Consider the following 19038-nt stretch of genomic DNA (forward strand, 5'->3'; position numbering starts at 1 on the left):
GATTTCGAACGTCAATAGTGGCAATCCTTGACTTCATGCGTTATGAACCGTGATTCCCTTGTCGCACAAGGGTTTAAGGGCATTTTGGCGCATTGCCGCCGAAGCGCCAGGCACAGACGTATTGCAATTTGGCGACATCTCTTTGGGAGACGTCGATTTTCTTCGCCACGTAGGGGTATTTTTGCTAAATTAGTAACCAAAGTAGCAAAACAAAGTTCGATAAAAGTAGTTTCACTTCATAAGACGCACAGGAGAAACCGGTCGACGAGGGATCGGGCATGACGTAAAGATGGCCAAGCCAAGGCCGCGCGTCTGCAACATACATCCTCGGCCGCACAACTCTCTGGTACGGATTTCTGTTCGGCGCTTCTGGCGTCCGGACACCATTCGCAGTACTGGGTTTACTTTTTGACAGGGTATGGAGGAGAAGATGAAGAAAGTTTTGCTCGCGGCATCGCTGCTGACATTCGGCGTGGCAGCACAGGCACAGAGCAGCGTCACGCTGTACGGACGTCTGGATGCCGGTCTTGAGTACATCAGCGGCCTGACAAACGCCGCTGGCCAGTCGAAGAGCCGTTTCAAGGCTGAAAGTGGCGACTGGGGTACCAGCCTGTGGGGCATGAAGGGTGTTGAAGACATCGGTGGCGGCAACAAGGTGCTGTTCCAGTTGGAAGGCTCCTTCAACACGATGAACGGCACGGGCCCTGGCGGTGGTGGCCTCTTCAATCGCTGGGCAACGGTCGGTATGTCGAACAACCAGTTCGGTACGCTGCTGCTGGGTCGCGAACTCTTCATCTCGAACGGCGTGTGGGACTTCGACCCGTTCGGTCAGTCGAACTGGTCGTCGGCGTCGCTGGTGCGTGGTCGTAACTGGCCGCAATCGAGCAACAACATTTCGTACCAGTCGCCGAAGATCGCGGGCTTTGACTTCTACGGTCAATACGCGCTGTCGAACGCAACGAACTGGAACGGTAACGGCTCGACGCCGCAAGGTCGCGAAGGTGGCGCACAGATCACCTACACGGCACCGATCTTCCAGATCCGCGGTATCTATGACGAAATCCGCAGCCCGGCAAACGGTCAGTTCACGGACGCATTCACCGCATCGCGTGAATACTCGGCTCTCGTCAACGTGTTCCTGGGTCAGTTCAAGATTCAGGGCGCTTACCAGGCCATCCGTACGTCGAGCGCAGCTGGTGGCAGCCTGAACCCGACGTCGCTCGATCACGAATGGGGTGGTGTGACGTGGCAGGCAACGCCGGCTGCAGCCCTGATCGCAGCGGTGTACCACGTGAACGCGAACAAGGGTGGCGGCAACGCGACGATCTACACGATCGGCGGTTCGTACAACCTGTCGAAGCGCACGCTGCTCGATATCCAGATCGCTACCGCGCGTAACAGCAAGGGTGCGAACTTCGGTCTCGAAGCAAATGCTGCTGGTGCGGGCAATGCGGACGCAGGCAACGACAACCCGCTGCCGGGTCACAGCCAGACCGGTGTGTACGCAGGTATTCAACACTCGTTCTAATCGAACGTTGTAATCAGAACAGTTAAAGAGAAGTTTTCACGCTGCTGCGAGAGGCGCGTATCGGTGCGGTACCTGAAAGGGTATCGCACCGTTTTTTATTTCTGGCGCGCGCATAAAAAAAGCACCGGCGTGGTGCAACGCCGATGCCCTCTTCCTGCTCTCGCCAGCCAGGGCCCGCCCGATCTACATCAAACGGCTGCTTCGTTTTCCTCGCCGGTGCGAATCCGGATCACGCGCTCGACTTCCGCCACGAAGATCTTGCCGTCGCCGATCTTGCCCGTGCGCGCCGCGCCGATGATCGCGTCGATCACCTGATCGCACTGATCGTTCGCCACCACCACTTCGATCTTCACCTTCGGCAGGAAATCAACCACGTATTCGGCGCCGCGATACAGCTCGGTGTGGCCCTTCTGACGGCCGAAGCCCTTGACTTCCGTGACGGTCAGCCCGGTCAGCCCCACTTCGGCCAGCGCTTCGCGCACTTCGTCGAGCTTGAACGGTTTGATGACTGCGGTGATGCGTTTCATGGCGTGCCTCATCCAGATCGAAAGATTGAAAAAACTGAAAACGGAATAAATGCTTTTGATTCTACGCCGCGCCAGACCGGTTGCGAGTAGTCCTGCGCCGCGCGTGCGATCTCATTCCACCGGTTCCGTATAGCGCGACGTGACCGGATAGCGCCAGTCGCGGCCAAACGCGCGATGCGTGACGCGGATGCCGATCGGCGCCTGACGCCGCTTGTATTCGTTGATCTTGATGAGGCGCGTGACGCGCCTGACGTCGTCGGTCGCGTAGCCCGCCGCGACGATTTCCGCGAGCGAGCGGTCCTCTTCCATGTACATGCGCATGATCGCGTCGAGCACGTCGTATTCCGGCAGGCTGTCCTGGTCGGTCTGGTTCTCGCGCAGCTCGGCCGACGGTGCGCGCGTGAGAATCCGCTCCGGGATGATGTCCTGCTTCGCGAACGTCGTCGCGGCATTGCGGTAGTGGCACAGGCGATAGACAAGCGTCTTCGCGATGTCCTTGATGACCGCGAAGCCGCCGGCCATGTCGCCGTAAAGCGTGCAATAGCCCACCGCCATCTCGCTCTTGTTGCCCGTCGTCAGCACGATCGAGCCGAACTTGTTCGACAGCGCCATCAGCAACGTGCCGCGAATGCGGGCCTGGATGTTTTCCTCGGTGGCGTCTTCGGCGCGGCCGGCGAATTCATCGGCGAGCGACGCGCGAAACGCGTCGAACATCGGCGCGATCGCGATCTCGTCGTAACGCACGCCAACGCGCCGCGCCATGTCGGCCGCGTCGGTCGTGGAGATATCGGCCGTGTAGCGCGACGGCATCATCACCGTGCGCACGCGATCGGCGCCGAGCGCGTCGCAGGCCACCGCCAGCACCAGCGCCGAATCGACGCCGCCCGACAGGCCGATGAGCGCGCCAGGAAAGCCGTTCTTGTTGATGTAGTCGCGCACGCCCATCACGAGCGCCGCGTACACCTGCGCCTCGACGGAGCGTTCCGGCGCGATCGTCGACGGCACCGGCACCGCGCCGTCGAATTCGACGATCGGGCACGCCTCCTCGAACTGCGCGAACTTCGCGACCAGCTCGCCCTTGCCATCGAGGACGAACGAGCCGCCGTCGAACACGAGTTCGTCCTGCGCGCCGACCATGTTCACATAGACCATCGGCAGGCCGGTTTCGCGGATGCGCGCACGCAGGATATCGACGCGCACCGCTTCCTTGTTGAGGTGATACGGCGAGCCGTTCGGGATCAGCAGCACCTGCGCGCCCGCGGCCTTCGCGATCTGCGCGGCCGACGCATGCCAGACGTCCTCGCAGATCACGACGCCGTATTTCACGCCGTCGAGCTCGAACACGAACGGCTGCGGATCGGTAGCGAAATAGCGCTTCTCGTCGAAGACTTCCGTGTTCGGCAGATCCTGCTTGCGATACGTGCCGACGATCTCGCCGTCGACGATGAGCGATGCCGCGTTGAACGTGTCGACCGGCGGCACGCCACGCTCGATCGGCGCGTTTGCATTACCATGGCCGTTCGCCGTGTCGCGATACGGATGGCCGACCACGACGTAGAGGCCCGTGAAGGGCTTCAGCTGCACGGCGAGCGCGGCGAGCGCCGCGGCGCTCGCGGTATAGAACGCGGGACGCAGCAACAGGTCTTCCGGCGGATAACCGGAGAGCGCGAGTTCCGGCGCGACCAGCAGCTTTGCACCATCGTTGTGCGCGGCGCGCGCCGCGTCGACGATCTTCGCGACGTTACCGGCGAAGTCGCCGACGGTGACATTGAGTTGGGCTAGAGCGATTCGGGTCTTCATGGCGGAACGTGAAAAGCGGGCCTTGAGCCTCGCGGCGACGGCAGCATCAGGGGTTCGAGGTAACGAACGAAGCAACAGACGAAGCAACGGACAAAACGAAGGCCGGCGTGAAACCCGGCGCAATCACGGACGACGCGGCGCACCTCGTGCCTCCCGACGTCGAACAGAGTGGAACGGTTACACAGATTGAATCAGGAACGCTTCGATTATCGCACGGGCATTCTGGCGTCGCCGCTCGAGGTGGACGCCGCCGAATGGAACGCGCTCCTCGCACGGCAGTCGCAACCGACGCCGTTTCTGCGCCACGAATTCCTGAGCGCGCTGCACGCGACGCGTTGCGCGGCGCCCGACACCGGCTGGGCGACGCAGTTCGTCACGCTGACGGACGCACGCACCGGGCGTCTGGAAGCGGCCGCGCCGGTGTACCTGAAAGGCCACTCATACGGCGAATACGTGTTCGACTGGGCATGGGCCGACGCGTACAAGCGCAACGGCGTGCCCTACTACCCGAAGCTCCTGTGCGCGGTGCCGTTCACGCCCGTGCAGGGCAACCGGCTGCTCGCGAGCGGCGAGCCCGCGCTGCGCCAGCTGGCGGCGACCGTCGTCGCGTTTGCCGAACAGGCCGACGTGTCGTCGCTGCACGTGCTCTTTCCGACTGAAACCGAAGCCCGTGTACTGACGGATCTCGGCATGATGCAACGCGAAGGCGTGCAGTTTCACTGGCTGAACGACGGCTACCGGACGTTCGACGACTTCCTGTCGACGCTCGAACAGAAGAAGCGGAAGAACATCCGCGCCGAGCGGCGCAAGGTGCAGGACGCGGGCGTCACGTTCCGGCGCGTACGCGGCGAGGACGCCACCGACGCCGACTGGCGCTTCTTCAACAAATGCTACCGGCAGACGTATCGCGAGCATTTTTCGACGCCGTATCTGAACCTCGAGTTCTTCAGGATGATCGGCGAGACGATGCCGGAGAACCTGCTGCTCGTGATCGCGGAATGCGAGGGCAAGCCGGTCGCGAGTTCGCTCGTCGTCTACCAGCGCGACGACAAAACCGGCGGCACGCTGTACGGACGCTACTGGGGCGCGCTCGAACACGTGCCGTGCCTGCATTTCGAAACGGCGTACTACCAGCCGCTCGAATTCTGCATCGAGGAAAAGCTGGGCGCGTTCGAAGGCGGCGCGCAGGGCGAACACAAGATGGCGCGCGGCTTTCTGCCGACCGTCACGCGTTCCGCGCACTGGCTCGCGCATCCGGCGTTCTCGGACGCCGTCGGGCGCTTCCTCGAAGGCGAAACGAACAATATCCACGCGTACGTCGACGAACTGCGCGAACACAATCCGTTCAAGACGTGATGCCCTGGTTTCTCTACCTCATCGAATGCGAAGACGGCAGCGTCTACACCGGCATCGCGGTCGACGTGCAGGCGCGCTTCGACAAACACCTGAACGGCACGGGCGCGCGTTACACGCGTTCGCGCAAGCCGCGCCAGTTGCTCGCTTCGTTCGAGCTGGCCGACCGCTCGAGCGCGTCGCGCGCCGAATACTGGGTCAAACGGCTGACCGCCGTCGAAAAGCGCGCGCTGGCCGCCGGCGTGCGCTCGCTCGAATCGGTGTTGCCTCCGCTCGAAGTCGAGCCTGAACCTGAGGCGTCGGAAAAGGACACGGCGTAAAAAAACCGCGCGGCCCCGAAGGGCTCGCGCGGTTTTTTGTCTCCGGCGGCGACTGCTTACTTCTTGTAGTTCGCGATGCCTTCGGTGATTTCCTTGTGCGCGGCGTCGATGCCCGCCCAGCCGTCCACCTTCACCCACTTGCCCTTCTCGAGCGCCTTGTATTGCTCGAAGAAGTGCTTGATCTGGTCTTTCAGGTACGCGGGCACGTCGTCGATCGACTTCAGGTCCGCCGTCATCGGGCAGATCTTGTCGTGCGGCACGGCGACCAGCTTCGCGTCGACGCCGGATTCATCCGTCATCTGCAGCATGCCGAGCGCGCGCGCGCGCACCACCGAGCCCGCGAGCAGCGGGAACGGCGTGATCACGAGCACGTCGACCGGGTCGCCGTCGCCCGACAGCGTCTGCGGAATGAAGCCGTAGTTGGCGGGATAGCGCATGCCCGTGCCGATGAAACGGTCGACGACGAGCAGGCCCAGATCCTTGTCGGCTTCGTACTTCACCGGATCGCTTTGCGCCGGGATCTCGATGATGACGTTGAAATCTTGCGGAAGATCTTTGCCTGCGGGGACGTGATTGAAGCTCATGAGCGTTCTCTGGTCAGGATGAAATCGGAGCACGGCCACGGCGCGGCGCCCTTCGGAGGCGCTCGCGGCCACGCGGCCGGACAGGGCGGAATGCGCCATTATAGCCAATCGGCCAATGGCGGCCGGCGCGGGATCGGCGCGATAATCGTTGCGCGCCCTGCGGATTGCGTGACTGCCGCGGTTTATCATCGCGGCATCGCGCGCGGCCTCGGGCACGATCCCGTGCGGGTCCGCGAACGCGGGCGTTTCAGGTATTCAACCAGGAGCATGCATGGAAGAAGCGAAACACTTCATCGGCAGCGAATGGAGCAGTTCCACGGGTGGCGGCACGATCGACGTCATCGATCCATCGGACGGCCAGCCGTTCGCGCGCCTCGCGCGCGGCACGGCGGCCGACATCGACCGCGCGGTCACGGCCGCCCGGCGCGCGTATGAAGGCGCATGGGGCGCGGCGAGCGCGGCCGAGCGTGGCCGCGTGCTGTACCGGCTGTCGATGCTCGTCACCGCGTGCCACGAGGAACTGGCGAAGCTCGAGGCGCGCGACACCGGCAAGCCGCTCCGGCAGGCCCGTGCGGACGCGTCCGCGCTCGCGCGCTACTTCGAGTTCTACGCCGGCGCCGCCGACAAGTTGCACGGCGAAACGCTGCCCTATCAATCCGGCTATACCGTCTTCACGATCCGCGAGCCGCACGGCGTCACGGGCCATATCGTGCCGTGGAACTATCCGATGCAGATCTTCGGCCGTAGCGTGGGTGCGGCGCTCGCCGCCGGCAACGCATGCGTCGTGAAACCCGCCGAGGACGCATGCCTGACGGTATTGCGCGTCGCCGAACTCGCGGCCGAGGCGGGCCTGCCGGCGGGCGCGCTGAACGTCGTCACGGGCTACGGGCACGAAGCCGGCGCGGCGCTCGCGCGTCACCCTGGCATCAATCACATCTCGTTCACGGGTTCACCGGACACCGGCAGGCTCGTCGCGCAGATGGCCGCCGACAACCATGTGCCCGTCACACTGGAACTCGGCGGCAAGTCGCCGCAGATCGTGTTCGCCGATGCCGATCTCGAAGCCGCGCTGCCGGTGCTGGTGTCGGCGATCGTCCAGAACGCGGGCCAGACGTGTTCGGCCGGCAGCCGCGTGCTGATCGCCCGCGAGATCTACGAACCGGTGCTCGACCGGCTCGGCGCGGCGTTTCACGCGCTGCGCGTCGGGCCTTCCGCCGCCGACCTCGATTGCGGCCCGCTCATCAGCGCGAAGCAGCAGCAACGCGTGTGGGACTTTCTCTCCGATGCGCAGCACGACGGCATCGCCATGGCAGCGCACGGCGAAGTCGTCGCCGAGGCGCCCGAAACCGGCTTCTATCAGGCACCCACGCTGCTGCGCGACGTGCCGCCCGCGCACCGGCTCGCGCGCGAAGAGGTGTTCGGGCCGGTGCTCGCGGCCATGCCTTTCAGCGACGAGGACGAAGCCGTGGCGCTCGCCAACGGCACGCCTTACGGGCTCGTCGCGGGCATCTGGACGCGCGACGGCGCACGACAGTTGCGTCTTGCGCGGCGCGTGCGCGCGGGGCAGGTGTTCATCAACAACTACGGCGCGGGCGGTGGCGTCGAACTGCCGTTCGGCGGCATGGGGCATTCCGGTCACGGCCGCGAGAAAGGCTTCGAGGCGCTCTACGGCTTCACCGTGCTGAAGACGGTGGCGATCCGGCACGGCTAGTTTCGGGTTTGCAGATGTTGCGTTCCGGCGTCCGCGAAAAAACAAGGAGACATCATGCGCTTGACAGGCAAGACAGCCATCGTCACAGGTGGCGGCTCGGGTTTTGGTGAAGGCATCGCGAAAACGTATGCGCGCGAAGGCGCGAACGTCGTCGTCAACGACCTGAACGGCGCGGCTGCCGAACGCGTCGCGAGCGAGATCGCGCTGACGGGCGGCAAGGCGATCGCGGTCGCGGGCGACATCACGCGCGGCGAAGACTGGAGCAGGTTGCGCGAAGCGGCGCTCGAAGACTTCGGCAGCGTGCAGATCGTGGTCAACAACGCCGGCACGACCCATCGCAACAAACCGGTGCTCGACGTCACCGAGGCCGAGTTCGATCGCGTGTACGCGGTCAACGTCAAGAGCATCTACTGGAGCGTGCAGGCGTTCGTGCCGTACTTCCGCGAACAGGGCGGCGGCGTGTTCGTCAACATCGCGTCGACAGCAGGCGTGCGGCCGCGGCCCGGGCTCGTCTGGTACAACGGCAGCAAGGGCGCCGTGATCATCGCGAGCAAGTCACTCGCAGCCGAACTTGGGCCGGACCGCATCCGTGTGAACTGCGTGAATCCGGTGATCGGCGAAACCGCCCTGCTCTCCGAATTCATGGGCGTCGAAGACACACCAGAGAACCGCAAGCGCTTTCTGGCAGGCATCCCGCTCGGCCGCTTCTCGACGCCGCAGGACATCGCCAGTGCATGCCTGTACCTTGCCTCGGACGAAGCGGAGTTCATCACCGGCGTGTGTCTCGAAGTGGACGGCGGACGCTGCGTCTAGCGCGCCGGGGCGCATTACGGTGGCCTGGGACGACACCGGGCCGGGGCAACTTGACGTGGCCTGCGTTGTCCTGGGGCGTCTCGTGACGACTTGACGCGACCTGACGTTGCCTCGAAGCATCTCGCGGCAACTTGCCGCCCAACCCGGGATGCCGATATGCAATACGGTTCGCGCCACCGGTTCTCGGTGTTTTCCCCGACCTGGACGGTCCGGATTCCGTCCGAACCGCGTATAGAATGCGCGAAACGCGGCACTTCTTTCTACGTATAACGAACGAGGAGACAACATGGCCAGTCCCGCGAATCCGCTGCAGGCTCCCGGCGCCGGCGCGCCGCCTTCCACCTTCGAGGAGGCGACGTACCGGAAGGTGGCCTGGCGGCTCACGCCGCTTCTGATGCTGTGTTACGTGGTGGCCTATCTCGATCGCGTCAACGTGGGCTTCGCGAAGCTGCAGATGACCGCCGATCTCAACCTGAGCGACGCGGTCTACGGCTTCGGCGCGGGTATCTTCTTCGTCGGCTACTTTCTCTTCGAAGTCCCGAGCAACATCATCCTGCACAAGGTCGGCGCGCGCGTGTGGATCGCGCGGATCATGGCGTCGTGGGGCATCGTCTCGATGCTGACGATGTTCGTGACCACGCCCACCATGTTCTACGTGATGCGTTTCCTGCTCGGTCTCGCCGAAGCGGGCTTCTTCCCTGGCATCATCCTGTATCTCACGTACTGGTATCCGGCGCACCGGCGCGGCCGCATGACGACGTGGTTCATGACGGCCATCGCGCTCTCCGGCGTGATCGGCGGCCCCGTGTCAGGCTATATCCTGAAGAACTTCAACGGCATGAACGGCTGGCAAGGCTGGCAGTGGCTGTTTCTGCTCGAAGGCATTCCCTCGGTGCTCGTCGGCGTCTGGGTGTTCCTGAAACTCGACGACCGTATCAGCAAGGCAAAATGGCTGACGCGGGAAGAACAGCAACTGCTCGAACGCAACGTCGCCGCCGAGGAAGCGCTCAAGCACGACATGCCGCTCGGCCAGGTGCTGTCGAGCCCGCGTGTCTGGCTCATGAGCCTGATCTATTTTTCGTTCGTGATGGGTCTGTACGGCGTGAGCTTCTGGCTGCCGACGATCATCAAGGCAACCGGCGTCACCGACGCCTTGACGATCGGCCTGCTTTCGGCAATTCCGTTCGCCGCCGCCGTCGTCGCGATGCTGCTGGTCGCGAAAAGCGCCGACCGCACGCGCGAGCGTCGCTGGCACATCGCGGTGCCAGCATTCGTGGGAGCGCTAGGGCTGGTGCTGTCGGTCGTGTGGGCACACAACACGCTGCTCGCGATGACCGGCCTGACGATCGCGACGATGGGCATCATGACGACCCTGCCGCTCTTCTGGAGCCTGCCGACCGCGTTTCTCGCCGGCACGGGCGCGGCGGCCGGCATCGCGATGATCAATTCGCTCGGCAACCTTGCCGGTTTTCTGAGTCCGTACGCCGTGGGCTGGCTCAAACAGGTCACCGCCGCCAACGATTCCGGCATGTACATGCTGGCCGGCTGCATGATTGTCGGCGGCCTGCTCGCGATCAGCGTGCCAGCGCGACTGGTGAACCGGTAACGCGCTTTCGGCGGATCGTAAAAAAGCCTCCGTGGGCGTTTTGCTCACGGAGGCTTTTTCTATCGGCCTCACCTTGCGGCATCGATGACCCGCGCCGTCAAACCACGTTCATCGCCAGCGCGCTTTCCCGATAGTGTTCGCTTGCCTTGCCTGTGTCGCCAAGCTGCTCGTGCAGTCGCGCGAGCGAACGATGCGAACGGATCCTGAGCGGTTCGTTGTCGGCGAGCTTCAACGCCTGTTCGAGGAACGACTGCGCCTTGCCCCACAACTTCTGATGCAGGCACAGACGTCCGAGCGCGAACAGCAGATCGGCGTCGTCGGGACGATCGTTCTGCCAGGCCTCCGCCTTCTGGATCAGCGGCAGCGCGTCGCCGCCCGCGGTTTCCGGATAACGGCGCAGCAAACGCGCGTCCCAGTTCTGCGCGAGCGCTTCTTCGACGATCCTGCGGGCGTCGCCCGGGCGGTTCAGGCCGATCAGCAGCTCGGCGGCCAGGTCGGCCAGACGCGGCGAATGCCGCTCGGTCGGCGTGAGCGAATGCCACAGTTCGAGCAGTGCATCCGCGTTGTGACGACGGTCGCGCAGCAGGTTTTCCGCCGCCAGTTGACGCAGGCGCACCGCGACGGCCGGATGGATGGCCTCGCGCTTTTCCAGCGTCTTGACGAGCTTCAGCACCTCGCTCCAGTTCTTCAGTTGCTGCTGCGCGCGCAGCATGATCTGCTGCGCATGAATCCGCCGGCCGCCCTGCGTCTGCATCTGTTTCAACGCTTCCAGCGCGCCGTCCGCGTCGCGGCCGTCCGCGCGCATGTCGGCGGTTGCCATGAGGCGTGCGTCCTGCCAGTCGGCTTCGTCGATCTGCGCGAGCCAGTCGTCGCGACGCGCGTATTCGTGCATGCGATGCGCCGCGTTCGCCGCGATCAGCCCTGCGGCACCCTTGTTGTCCGGGTTCGCGAGCGCGTCGCGGGCCGCTTTTTCCGCGCGCGAGAAACGGCCCGCGTAGAGGTTGCCGATCGCGTCACGCAGCGCCGCCTGCGCCTTCGCGACGCGCGAACGCGCACGGAAGGCCGCGACGCGTTGCGGCATGCGCCAGAGGTTGCGGATCGCGCGCATCAGCGTGTACAGCACGATGAACGTGACCACCAGGCCGACGACGAACAGGTTCAGTGAAATGTCGACGCGATACGGCGGGTAGACGATCAGCACCTGGCCGGTGTCGAACCGGCCGGCCGTCGCCAGCACGACCGCGATCACGAACAGGAAGGCCAGCCAGAGGAGTCCGCGGATAGCCATGATTAACCCTGGCTCCGGTATTGATGGACCGCCTGCAGGCTCGTGTTCAGGTTCGGCAGTTCAACCGCCGCCGAACCGGTGTCCACGTCCTTGACGAGGCCGCGCACCGTCTGCACCTGCTTCGACGCGCTGTCGAAATAGCGGCCGAGTGCGGCATCGGCGGCGTGCAGGTCGGACTTGAGCGTCGTCTGGTTGCGCGAGAGGAGCGCGAGCCGCGCCGACAGCAGGCGCAGCTTCAGGTTCTCGCGCACGAAATAGCCTTGATCGGGCGAGACGAGCATCGCGTCGGCATTGTCGATGCGGCGCACCTGAACAAGGCTCGCGAGCTGCTGGCCGAAGCCCGCGGTGAACTCATGCCACAGCACCTTCCAGCGTGGCTCGCCGGTCGCGGCCGCCACCTTCGCCGAGTCGGCGGGCGTGGCCGCATGCGCGGTGGCATGGCCGATCGGCGCCTCGCCGGAAAGCGGCAGCGCGTCGACCTGTTCGATCGCGTTATCGAGCTTGATCGCGAGGCCCGTGAGGTCGGTGGACGGCGCCGACTTCAGCTTGTCGATGTCCTGCGCGATCGCCTTGCGCACGACGACGACCTGCGTGCTGTCCGACGCGGCGAGGCGCGTGTCGGCGCTTTGCAGCGCGAAGAGCGCGAGCTGCGTGTTGCCGGTGAGCTGCAGCTGCTGGCTCGCCGCCGACAGCATCTGGCCGACTTCGGCGAGCGTCCAGTCGTCGCGAGTGCGCGCGAGGTCCGCGTACTGCTGCTGCAGCGCCTGCTGGCCGGCCTGCGCATCGGCGAGCTTGCCTTCGAGTTGCGAGACCTGCGAGTCGGATTGATGAACCGTGGCGAGCGCCTGTTCGGTCTTCACGCTGAGCGCGGCAGTCTGCGCGTCGTTGGCCTGCTGACGCTGCGCCAGTTGCTGCTCCATCCGGTCGACCTTGCGGTTCAGCGCGAACGAGCCGACGCCTGCCGCGCAGATCAGCACGACGATCACGAACCACAGCAGCGGTGCGCTCGAGTTGCGCGGCTTCTGCTGCGCTTCATAGGGCGTGAAAGGCGGGTTCGGCGGCAACGGAGGCGTGGCAGCCGGCGGGATGGATGCGTTTCTGGAATCGTTCGAATCTGTCATGCGTGAGTGAGCCGGGTTGGACGGTACCGGTTTAACAACGGAAGCAACGGAAACTGCGGAAGCTGCGGAAGCTGCGGAGGCAAGCAACGCACGGGCAATACGCGCGTCGCCCGCGCCAGACACCGTAATCCTATCAAAACCCACTCCCCGCGCGGTCTGCGCGATGCGTGGATGGGGCGTGACGAGCATCGCGCGCTTCAACTGCGCGATCTCGCCGGCGGTCAGATGCTCGCGCGCCAGCTCGTCGAGGTTGCGCACGCCTTCGGAACTGGTGAGCAGCCACGCGTGCGGCACGCCCGCCAGCAGCGCATGCACGCGCGACCAGGCGCTGATGGACGGCTCCGGCACGATGCGCCGGTAAGCCGCCACGGTCTCGACCTGCGCGCCCGCTTCACGCAGACGGTCGGCCAGCCATTCACGCCCGCCGTCGCCGCGCACGATCAGCACGCGGCGCCCTTCGAAGTCGCCCGTGCCGAGCGCGGCCTCGAGCGCGGCGAAGAGCGCCTCGGAATCGAAACGGCCGGTGTCGTCATCAGCCGGAACGCTCGGGCTGATGACCCGATACGCGGGTGCCTCGACGCCGTGACGCGCGAGCGCCGCCACGCTGCCCGGCCCGACGACGCCCACCGGCAGCGCATGCGGCCAGATGGCATCGTGGTGCGCGAACGCGCGGTCGACGGCATTCGGCGAGACGAACACCACCAGCGCATAGTGTTCGAGCGAGGCGAGCGCGGCACGCAGTGGCGCCGCGTCCCCGACTTCGCCGATGTCGATCAGCGGGAATTCGAGCGCGGCGACACCCGCGGCGGACAGTTGCGCCATCAGCGCCGCCGACTGCCCGGCGGGCCGCGTGATCACGACGGTGAACCCGGGCGGCACTGCCGCGCCGGCGGCAGAAGACGGATCGACGGACGCGCCGGTCGACATCACGCGCCGGTCACGTCGCCGCTCGCGGTACTCAGCGACCGGACAATGTCGAGCGCGCCCTGGCTTTCGAGCGACGCCGCCACTTCGCGACCCAGCTCGATCGCGGCGCCGACCGTGGGCGCGGGCGACGACGCCTGCGCGCTCAGCACGCGCTGACCGTCGGGTGTGGCAACCATGCCGCGCAGATGCAGCGCGCCGTCACGCCACGTCGCATACGCGGCGAGCGGCACCTCGCAGCTGCCGCCCAGCATGCGCGACACCATGCGTTCGGCTTCGACCGCGGCGGCGGTGTGTTCATGATGGAGCGGCGCAAGCCACGCGGCGAGCTCGGCGCGGTCTGCGCGGATCTCGATGCCAAGCGCACCCTGTCCGGCCGCGGGCAGGCTGTCGTCCGGATCGAGCAGCGCGCGGATGCGGTCGGCCAGACCCAGCCGCTTCAAACCCGCCGCGGCGAGAATGATGGCCGCGTAGTCGCCACGGTCGAGCTTCGCGAGCCGCGTATCGAGGTTGCCGCGCAACGGCTGCACGACGAGCTGCGGATAGCGCACGCGCAACATCGCCTCGCGCCGCAGGCTCGAGGTGCCGACCACGCTGCCCGCGGGCAGCGCCGCGAGCGAGTCATACGTGTTCGAGACGAACGCGTCGCGCGGGTCTTCACGCTCCATGATGGTGGACAGCGCGAAGCCTGCCGGCAGTTCCATCGGCACGTCTTTCAGCGAATGCACGGCCAGATCGGCGCGGCCGTCGGCCAGCGCGCTTTCCAGTTCCTTGACGAAAAGACCCTTGCCACCGACCTTCGAAAGCGTGCGATCGAGAATCTGATCGCCACGTGTTGTCATTCCGAGGATTTTTACGTCACAAGATGGATATAATTTGTGCAGCGCACACCGCACGTGTTCGGCCTGCCACATGGCAAGGCGGCTTTCTCGCGAAGCGATCACCAGCGTGCGGGGTAGCGCTGAATGGGTCTCGGAATTCATTGCAAGGTCAGTGGAGGACGGGGTTCAATAACAATCAATGTTAGCACGCACGCCAGTGCTTCCTTATCGGCCGGATGGCCGTGCTGGCGCGGCATCGACACAGGAGACAGGCCCGTTCCGGGTGCTGCCGCCGCATCTGTCCCGGCTTCCCGTACGGTCGTTCGCGCGCCGTGCGGCTGCATGCGGGATGATGCATTGCGGCGCACCGTGCGGCAATGGGCAGCCCCCTTTCCTCGTATGTCTCTTCTGCGTGCATGCCGTTCCTGCAGTTCCGCGTCGTTGCTCACCCGCGCTTCACCGGTGCGCGGCGGCGCCTGCGCAGTTCGTGCGCATGTGTTTTGAAACCGCTGTTCATCATCAACAGACCCAGGCTTCTCCGAGGAAACCCATCGTGACGTCTTCCGGATCGGCGCGCCCTGCCCGCCGCAACACTGCATCGCCCACTCCTGCCCAAACCGCGGGCACCTCCGCTGCTCCCGCCAAAGCGACCCGAACACCGAAAGCCGCCCAGGCCGCCGCCAAAAGCGTGAAGGCCAGCAAAGCCGTCAAAGCCGTCGCGCCCGCGAAACCTGCAAAGGCGCCGAAAACGCCGAAGGCACGCCCGGCACTCGACGGTAGCGCCCAGACAGCGCCCGCTTCGAAATCGGTGACAAAGCCCGTTGCAAAGCCGGCGAACGGCGCCGCGAACGGCCGCATGAAATCGCCGCTCGACATCGCGCCCAAGGCTGTCGCAACAGCGCCGGCAACGGCGAAGTCCAACGGCCGCACGCGTGAAGACAAGGATCAACCGCTCTTCGAGGACATCCGCTATCTGGGACGTCTGCTCGGCGACGTCGTGCGTGAACAGGAAGGCGACGCCGTGTTCGATGTCGTCGAAACGATCCGCCGGACGGCCGTGCGCTTTCGTCGCGAAGACGACAGCGTCGCCGCGCAGACGCTCGACAAGAAGCTGCGCACGCTGAGCCCGGAACAGACGGTGAGCGTCGTGCGTGCGTTCAGCTACTTCTCGCACCTCGCGAATATCGCCGAAGACCGTCACCGCAACCGCCGTCACCGCATTCACGCGCTGGCGAACGCCGCGCCGCGTCCGGGCACGATGGCGTACGCGCTCGAGCGCCTGATGAAAGCCGAGGCGGCGCCGACGCCCGTCCTCCAGCAGTTCTTCAACGACGCGCTGATCGTCCCCGTGCTGACCGCGCACCCGACCGAAGTGCAACGCAAGAGCATTCTCGACGCGGAACACGACGTCGCGCGCCTGCTCGCCGAGCGCGACCAGCAGTTGACCGCGCGCGAACGCGCGCACAACGAAACGATGCTGCGCGCGCGCGTGACGTCGCTGTGGCAGACGCGGATGCTGCGCGACGCGCGCCTGACGGTCGCCGACGAAATCGAGAACGCGCTGTCGTACTACCGCGCGACGTTCCTCGAGGAAATCCCGGCGCTCTACGCCGACATCGAAGCCGCGCTGGCCGAACACGGCCTGCCCGCGCGCCTGCCGCCGTTCTTCCAGATGGGTAGCTGGATCGGCGGTGACCGCGACGGCAATCCGAACGTGAGCGCCGCGACGCTCGAACACGCGATCACGCGTCAGGCCGCGGTGATCTTCGAACACTATCTGGAGCAGGTACACAGGCTAGGCGCGGAACTGTCCGTGTCGAACCTGCTGGCCGGTTCGAGCGACGCGCTAAAGGCGCTGGCGGCAGCCTCGCCCGACGCGTCGCCGCATCGCACCGACGAGCCGTATCGCCGCGCACTGATCGGCGTGTACGCGCGCCTCGCGGAAAGCGCGCGGGCGCGTCTGGGCGCGGGCGTCGTCGCGGCGCGCAGCCACGACAGCGCGAAGCCCTACGCCGACGCCGCCGAATTCGCCGCCGACCTGCACGTGCTGATCGATTCGCTCGCGGAACAGCACGGCGCGTCGCTTGCCGCACCGCGTCTGTCGCCGCTCGCGCGGGCCGCCGAAGTTTTCGGCTTCCATCTCGCCAGCATCGACCTGCGTCAAAGTTCGGACATCCACGAAGCCGTCGTCGCCGAACTGCTGAAGCGCGCGGGTGTCGAGGACGACTACGCCGCGTTGTCCGAAGCCGACAAGCTGACGGTGCTGCTGAAGGAACTCGGCCAGCCGCGTCCGCTGCGCCTGCCGTACGTCGAGTATTCCGATCTGGCGAAGAGCGAACTCGGCGTGCTCGAAATGGCCCGCGTGACGCGCGAGAAGTTTGGCCCCCGTGCGGTGCGCAACTACATCATTTCGCACACGGAAACCGTGAGCGATCTCGTCGAGGTGATGCTGCTGCAAAAGGAAACCGGCCTGCTGAAGGGGCTGCTCGGCAACGTCGAACAGCCGGCGCACGACGGCATCATGGTGATCCCGCTCTTCGAGACGATTCCCGATCTGCGCAACGCGCCGCACATCATGCGCGACCTGATCGCGCTGCCGGGCGTCGATTCGCTGATCGAGCACCAGGGCGGCGAGCAGGAAGTCATGCTCGGCTACTCGGACAGCAACAAGGACGGCGGCTTCCTCACGTCGAACTGGGAGCTGTATCGCGCGGAGCTGGCGCTCGTGTCGCTCTTCAACGAACGCGGCGTGACGCTGCGGCTCTTCCACGGCCGCGGGGGTACAGTCGGCCGCGGGGGTGGCCCGACGTATCAGGCCATCCTGTCGCAGCCGCCGGGCACGGTCGACGGGCAGATCCGTCTCACCGAACAGGGCGAAGTGATCGCGAGCAAGTTCGGCAACCCGGAGATCGGCCGGCGCAATCTGGAAACGGTCGTCGCCGCGACGCTCGAAGCTTCGCTGCTGCCGCAGGGCAATGCGCCCGACCAGCTGCCCGCTTTCGAGGAAACGATGCAGCAGCTTTCGGATGCGGCGATGGCGTCGTATCGCGCGCTCGTCTACGAAACACCGGGTTTCAAGGAGTATTTCTTCGAGTCGACGCCGATTTCGGAGATCGCCGAGCTGAACATCGGCAGCCGTCCGGCTTCGCGCAAGCTGCAGGACGCGAAGCAACGCAAGATCGAAGACCTGCGCGCGATTCCGTGGGGTTTTTCGTGGGGGCAGTGCCGACTGCTCTTGACCGGATGGTATGGCTTCGGCAGCGCGGTGGCCGCGTACCTGGACCACGCGCCGACCGATGCCGAACGCGCACGCCGTCTTTCGCTGCTGAAAAAGATGTACAAGACGTGGCCGTTCTTCTCGAACCTGCTGTCGAACATGGACATGGTGCTGGCGAAGACCGACCTCGCGGTTGCGTCGCGCTACGCGCAGCTCGTGACCGACAAGAAGCTGCGCAAGCATGTGTTCGAGCGCATCGTCGCGGAATGGGAGCGCACGTCGAAGGTGTTGTCGGAGATCACCGGCAAGAGCGAGCGGCTCGCGGATAACCCGCTGCTCGCGCGCTCGATCAAGAACCGCTTCCCGTACCTCGATCCGCTGAACCATCTGCAGGTGGAACTGCTGAAGCGCCACCGCGCGGGCGACCGCAACGCGCGTCTGCGGCGCGGGATTCACCTGACGATCAACGGTATCGCGGCAGGCCTGCGCAATACGGGCTGATCCGGCTGAGCGGGTTTGCATCGGGTTGGATGCAAACCTGTTCTGGTTCAAGAGGCACGCTTTCCTTTTATCGGATCGCGTGCTTTTTTTTGTCCGGCGTGCGGTTTGAAACGCTCTTCTCCCCGCACGCCGTCAAGCGCCGAAGCGCCGCGTCAATACGCCTCGATCATCAGTGCATCGAGTTCGAACGAGCCGTCGGCCTGCACGTTGAAATACGCTCGCACCTCGTCCGGCGCGCCCTTCCACACCGACTGGATCGCGACGACGCGCGGCTCGGGCGTGCGCATCCGTTTGACCCATGCGTCGAATCCGATCGGCAAACGCCAGCGCCCGCGGATCGACGCGTTGAAGCCCGCGGCTTCGAAAAGCGCGATCCATTCGTCGGCACGATAGTCGCGGATATGCGAGCCGTCGCGCAGCAGTTCCACCGACTGGATGTGCGTGTCGAGCAGCGGATGATCGCTGCCCGCGATATCGATGAACAGCACGCGGCCGCCCGGTTTCAGCACGCGACGCACTTCCTTCAGCGCCTGCGGCACGTCGTGCCAGTGGTGCGCGCTCATGCGGCTGATGACCCAGTCGAACGAGGCATTGGCGAACGGCAGCGTTTCGGCCGCGCCCTGCTGCGTGCGGATCGTGTCGAGCCCGCGTTCGCGCGCGGCTGCGGCGACCGTCTCCAGCATCTGCGGGGCGATGTCGTACGCGACGACCGACTTCGCGTGCGGCGCCACCGCGAAGCTCGCGTGACCGGCGCCGCAACCCATGTCGAGCACCGTCGCACCGGGCGTCGCCTGGATGGCGGCGGCCAGCGTCTGCAGATCGGCGCCCGTCGCGTGAACGTGACTCGTCAGGTAAGCGGCGGCGGTCGAGCCGAATGCGTCGGCGACCTGGTCGTGATGCTTCATGAAATGCTCCTCTGCCCGG

14 protein-coding genes are annotated in these 19038 nt (G+C 65.3%); 7 read left to right on the forward strand and 7 right to left on the reverse strand.

The genetic code is table 11. From position 1 onward, the window contains the following. Window positions 1-430: 430 nt before the first annotated feature. Entirely contained in the window at window positions 431-1528 is a 1098-nt protein-coding gene (locus BLV45_RS08055) for a porin (protein ID WP_090531605.1), read from the forward strand. Between the two features lie 188 nt (window positions 1529-1716). Here BLV45_RS08055 and glnK read toward each other — a convergent pair whose 3' ends face one another. Together glnK and BLV45_RS08065 are read right to left on the reverse strand one after the other, a co-directional pair. Then, window positions 1717-2055, reverse strand: a complete 339-nt coding sequence (glnK, locus tag BLV45_RS08060; RefSeq protein ID WP_074265470.1) for a P-II family nitrogen regulator — start codon at window positions 2053-2055, stop codon at window positions 1717-1719. Window positions 2056-2166: 111 nt separating this feature from the next. Continuing rightward, the gene (locus BLV45_RS08065; protein WP_090531607.1) at window positions 2167-3855 is read right to left on the reverse strand and encodes an NAD+ synthase; all 1689 of its coding nucleotides are present in this window, start codon (window positions 3853-3855) and stop codon (window positions 2167-2169) included. 186 nt (window positions 3856-4041) lie between these two features. Here BLV45_RS08065 and BLV45_RS08070 point away from each other — a divergent pair, with 186 nt between their 5' ends. Together BLV45_RS08070 and BLV45_RS08075 are read left to right on the forward strand one after the other, a co-directional pair. Further along, on the forward strand, window positions 4042-5211 hold the full coding sequence (locus BLV45_RS08070; protein WP_090531609.1) for a GNAT family N-acetyltransferase: 1170 nt from the start codon (window positions 4042-4044) through the stop codon (window positions 5209-5211). Next, window positions 5211-5528 carry a GIY-YIG nuclease family protein gene (locus BLV45_RS08075; RefSeq protein WP_090531612.1) on the forward strand — a complete coding sequence of 106 codons (318 nt, stop codon included), beginning with the start codon at window positions 5211-5213 and terminating at the stop codon, window positions 5526-5528. The genes BLV45_RS08070 and BLV45_RS08075 overlap by 1 nt, the downstream gene beginning before the upstream one ends. 56 nt (window positions 5529-5584) lie before the next feature. On the opposite strand, the gene ppa is transcribed toward BLV45_RS08075, so the two are convergent. Beyond that, complete coding sequence (gene ppa, locus BLV45_RS08080) at window positions 5585-6112, reverse strand: inorganic diphosphatase (RefSeq protein WP_090532799.1); 528 nt, start codon at window positions 6110-6112, stop codon at window positions 5585-5587. A gap of 271 nt (window positions 6113-6383) precedes the next feature. Here ppa and BLV45_RS08085 point away from each other — a divergent pair, with 271 nt between their 5' ends. From BLV45_RS08085 to BLV45_RS08095, 3 genes are all read left to right on the forward strand, one after another. Beyond that, window positions 6384-7823: an aldehyde dehydrogenase family protein gene (locus BLV45_RS08085; RefSeq protein WP_090531614.1), complete on the forward strand. Its 1440-nt coding sequence runs from the start codon at window positions 6384-6386 to the stop codon at window positions 7821-7823. 54 nt (window positions 7824-7877) lie between these two features. Beyond that, on the forward strand, window positions 7878-8636 hold the full coding sequence (locus tag BLV45_RS08090) for an SDR family oxidoreductase (protein ID WP_090531616.1): 759 nt from the start codon (window positions 7878-7880) through the stop codon (window positions 8634-8636). A 286-nt stretch (window positions 8637-8922) separates the two neighbouring features. Beyond that, complete coding sequence (locus tag BLV45_RS08095) at window positions 8923-10242, forward strand: MFS transporter (protein WP_090531618.1); 1320 nt, start codon at window positions 8923-8925, stop codon at window positions 10240-10242. Window positions 10243-10339: 97 nt separating this feature from the next. Here BLV45_RS08095 and BLV45_RS08100 read toward each other — a convergent pair whose 3' ends face one another. The 3 genes from BLV45_RS08100 to hemC are packed head-to-tail and all read right to left on the reverse strand — an operon-like array spanning window position 10340 to window position 14558. Then, the gene (locus BLV45_RS08100) at window positions 10340-11530 is read right to left on the reverse strand and encodes a heme biosynthesis protein HemY (protein WP_090531620.1); all 1191 of its coding nucleotides are present in this window, start codon (window positions 11528-11530) and stop codon (window positions 10340-10342) included. 2 nt (window positions 11531-11532) lie between these two features. Beyond that, complete coding sequence (gene hemDX / locus BLV45_RS08105; RefSeq protein WP_090531622.1) at window positions 11533-13578, reverse strand: fused uroporphyrinogen-III synthase HemD/membrane protein HemX; 2046 nt, start codon at window positions 13576-13578, stop codon at window positions 11533-11535. Continuing rightward, window positions 13578-14558 carry a hydroxymethylbilane synthase gene (gene hemC / locus BLV45_RS08110; protein ID WP_090531624.1) on the reverse strand — a complete coding sequence of 327 codons (981 nt, stop codon included), beginning with the start codon at window positions 14556-14558 and terminating at the stop codon, window positions 13578-13580. Before hemC ends, hemDX begins: the two co-directional genes overlap by 1 nt. Window positions 14559-14949: 391 nt before the next feature. Here hemC and ppc point away from each other — a divergent pair, with 391 nt between their 5' ends. Beyond that, entirely contained in the window at window positions 14950-18114 is a 3165-nt protein-coding gene (ppc, locus tag BLV45_RS08115; protein ID WP_090531626.1) for a phosphoenolpyruvate carboxylase, read from the forward strand. Window positions 18115-18266: 152 nt separating this feature from the next. On the opposite strand, the gene BLV45_RS08120 is transcribed toward ppc, so the two are convergent. Continuing rightward, complete coding sequence (locus BLV45_RS08120) at window positions 18267-19019, reverse strand: class I SAM-dependent methyltransferase (RefSeq protein WP_090531628.1); 753 nt, start codon at window positions 19017-19019, stop codon at window positions 18267-18269. Window positions 19020-19038 lie beyond the last annotated feature (19 nt).

The sequence above is a fragment of the Paraburkholderia sartisoli genome (genome assembly GCF_900107685.1).
GTDB classification, from domain to species: Bacteria; Pseudomonadota; Gammaproteobacteria; order Burkholderiales; family Burkholderiaceae; genus Paraburkholderia; species Paraburkholderia sartisoli.

Coding starts and splice junctions, on each gene's coding strand:
- BLV45_RS08055 (WP_090531605.1), top strand. CDS start 431: ATGAAGAAAGTTTTGCTCGCGGCATCGCTGCTGACATTCGGCGTGGCA.
- glnK (WP_074265470.1), bottom strand. CDS start 2,055: ATGAAACGCATCACCGCAGTCATCAAACCGTTCAAGCTCGACGAAGTG.
- BLV45_RS08065 (WP_090531607.1), bottom strand. CDS start 3,855: ATGAAGACCCGAATCGCTCTAGCCCAACTCAATGTCACCGTCGGCGAC.
- BLV45_RS08075 (WP_090531612.1), top strand. CDS start 5,211: ATGCCCTGGTTTCTCTACCTCATCGAATGCGAAGACGGCAGCGTCTAC.
- ppa (WP_090532799.1), bottom strand. CDS start 6,112: ATGAGCTTCAATCACGTCCCCGCAGGCAAAGATCTTCCGCAAGATTTC.
- BLV45_RS08085 (WP_090531614.1), top strand. CDS start 6,384: ATGGAAGAAGCGAAACACTTCATCGGCAGCGAATGGAGCAGTTCCACG.
- BLV45_RS08090 (WP_090531616.1), top strand. CDS start 7,878: ATGCGCTTGACAGGCAAGACAGCCATCGTCACAGGTGGCGGCTCGGGT.
- BLV45_RS08095 (WP_090531618.1), top strand. CDS start 8,923: ATGGCCAGTCCCGCGAATCCGCTGCAGGCTCCCGGCGCCGGCGCGCCG.
- BLV45_RS08100 (WP_090531620.1), bottom strand. CDS start 11,530: ATGGCTATCCGCGGACTCCTCTGGCTGGCCTTCCTGTTCGTGATCGCG.
- hemDX (WP_090531622.1), bottom strand. CDS start 13,578: ATGTCGACCGGCGCGTCCGTCGATCCGTCTTCTGCCGCCGGCGCGGCA.
- hemC (WP_090531624.1), bottom strand. CDS start 14,558: ATGAATTCCGAGACCCATTCAGCGCTACCCCGCACGCTGGTGATCGCT.
- BLV45_RS08120 (WP_090531628.1), bottom strand. CDS start 19,019: ATGAAGCATCACGACCAGGTCGCCGACGCATTCGGCTCGACCGCCGCC.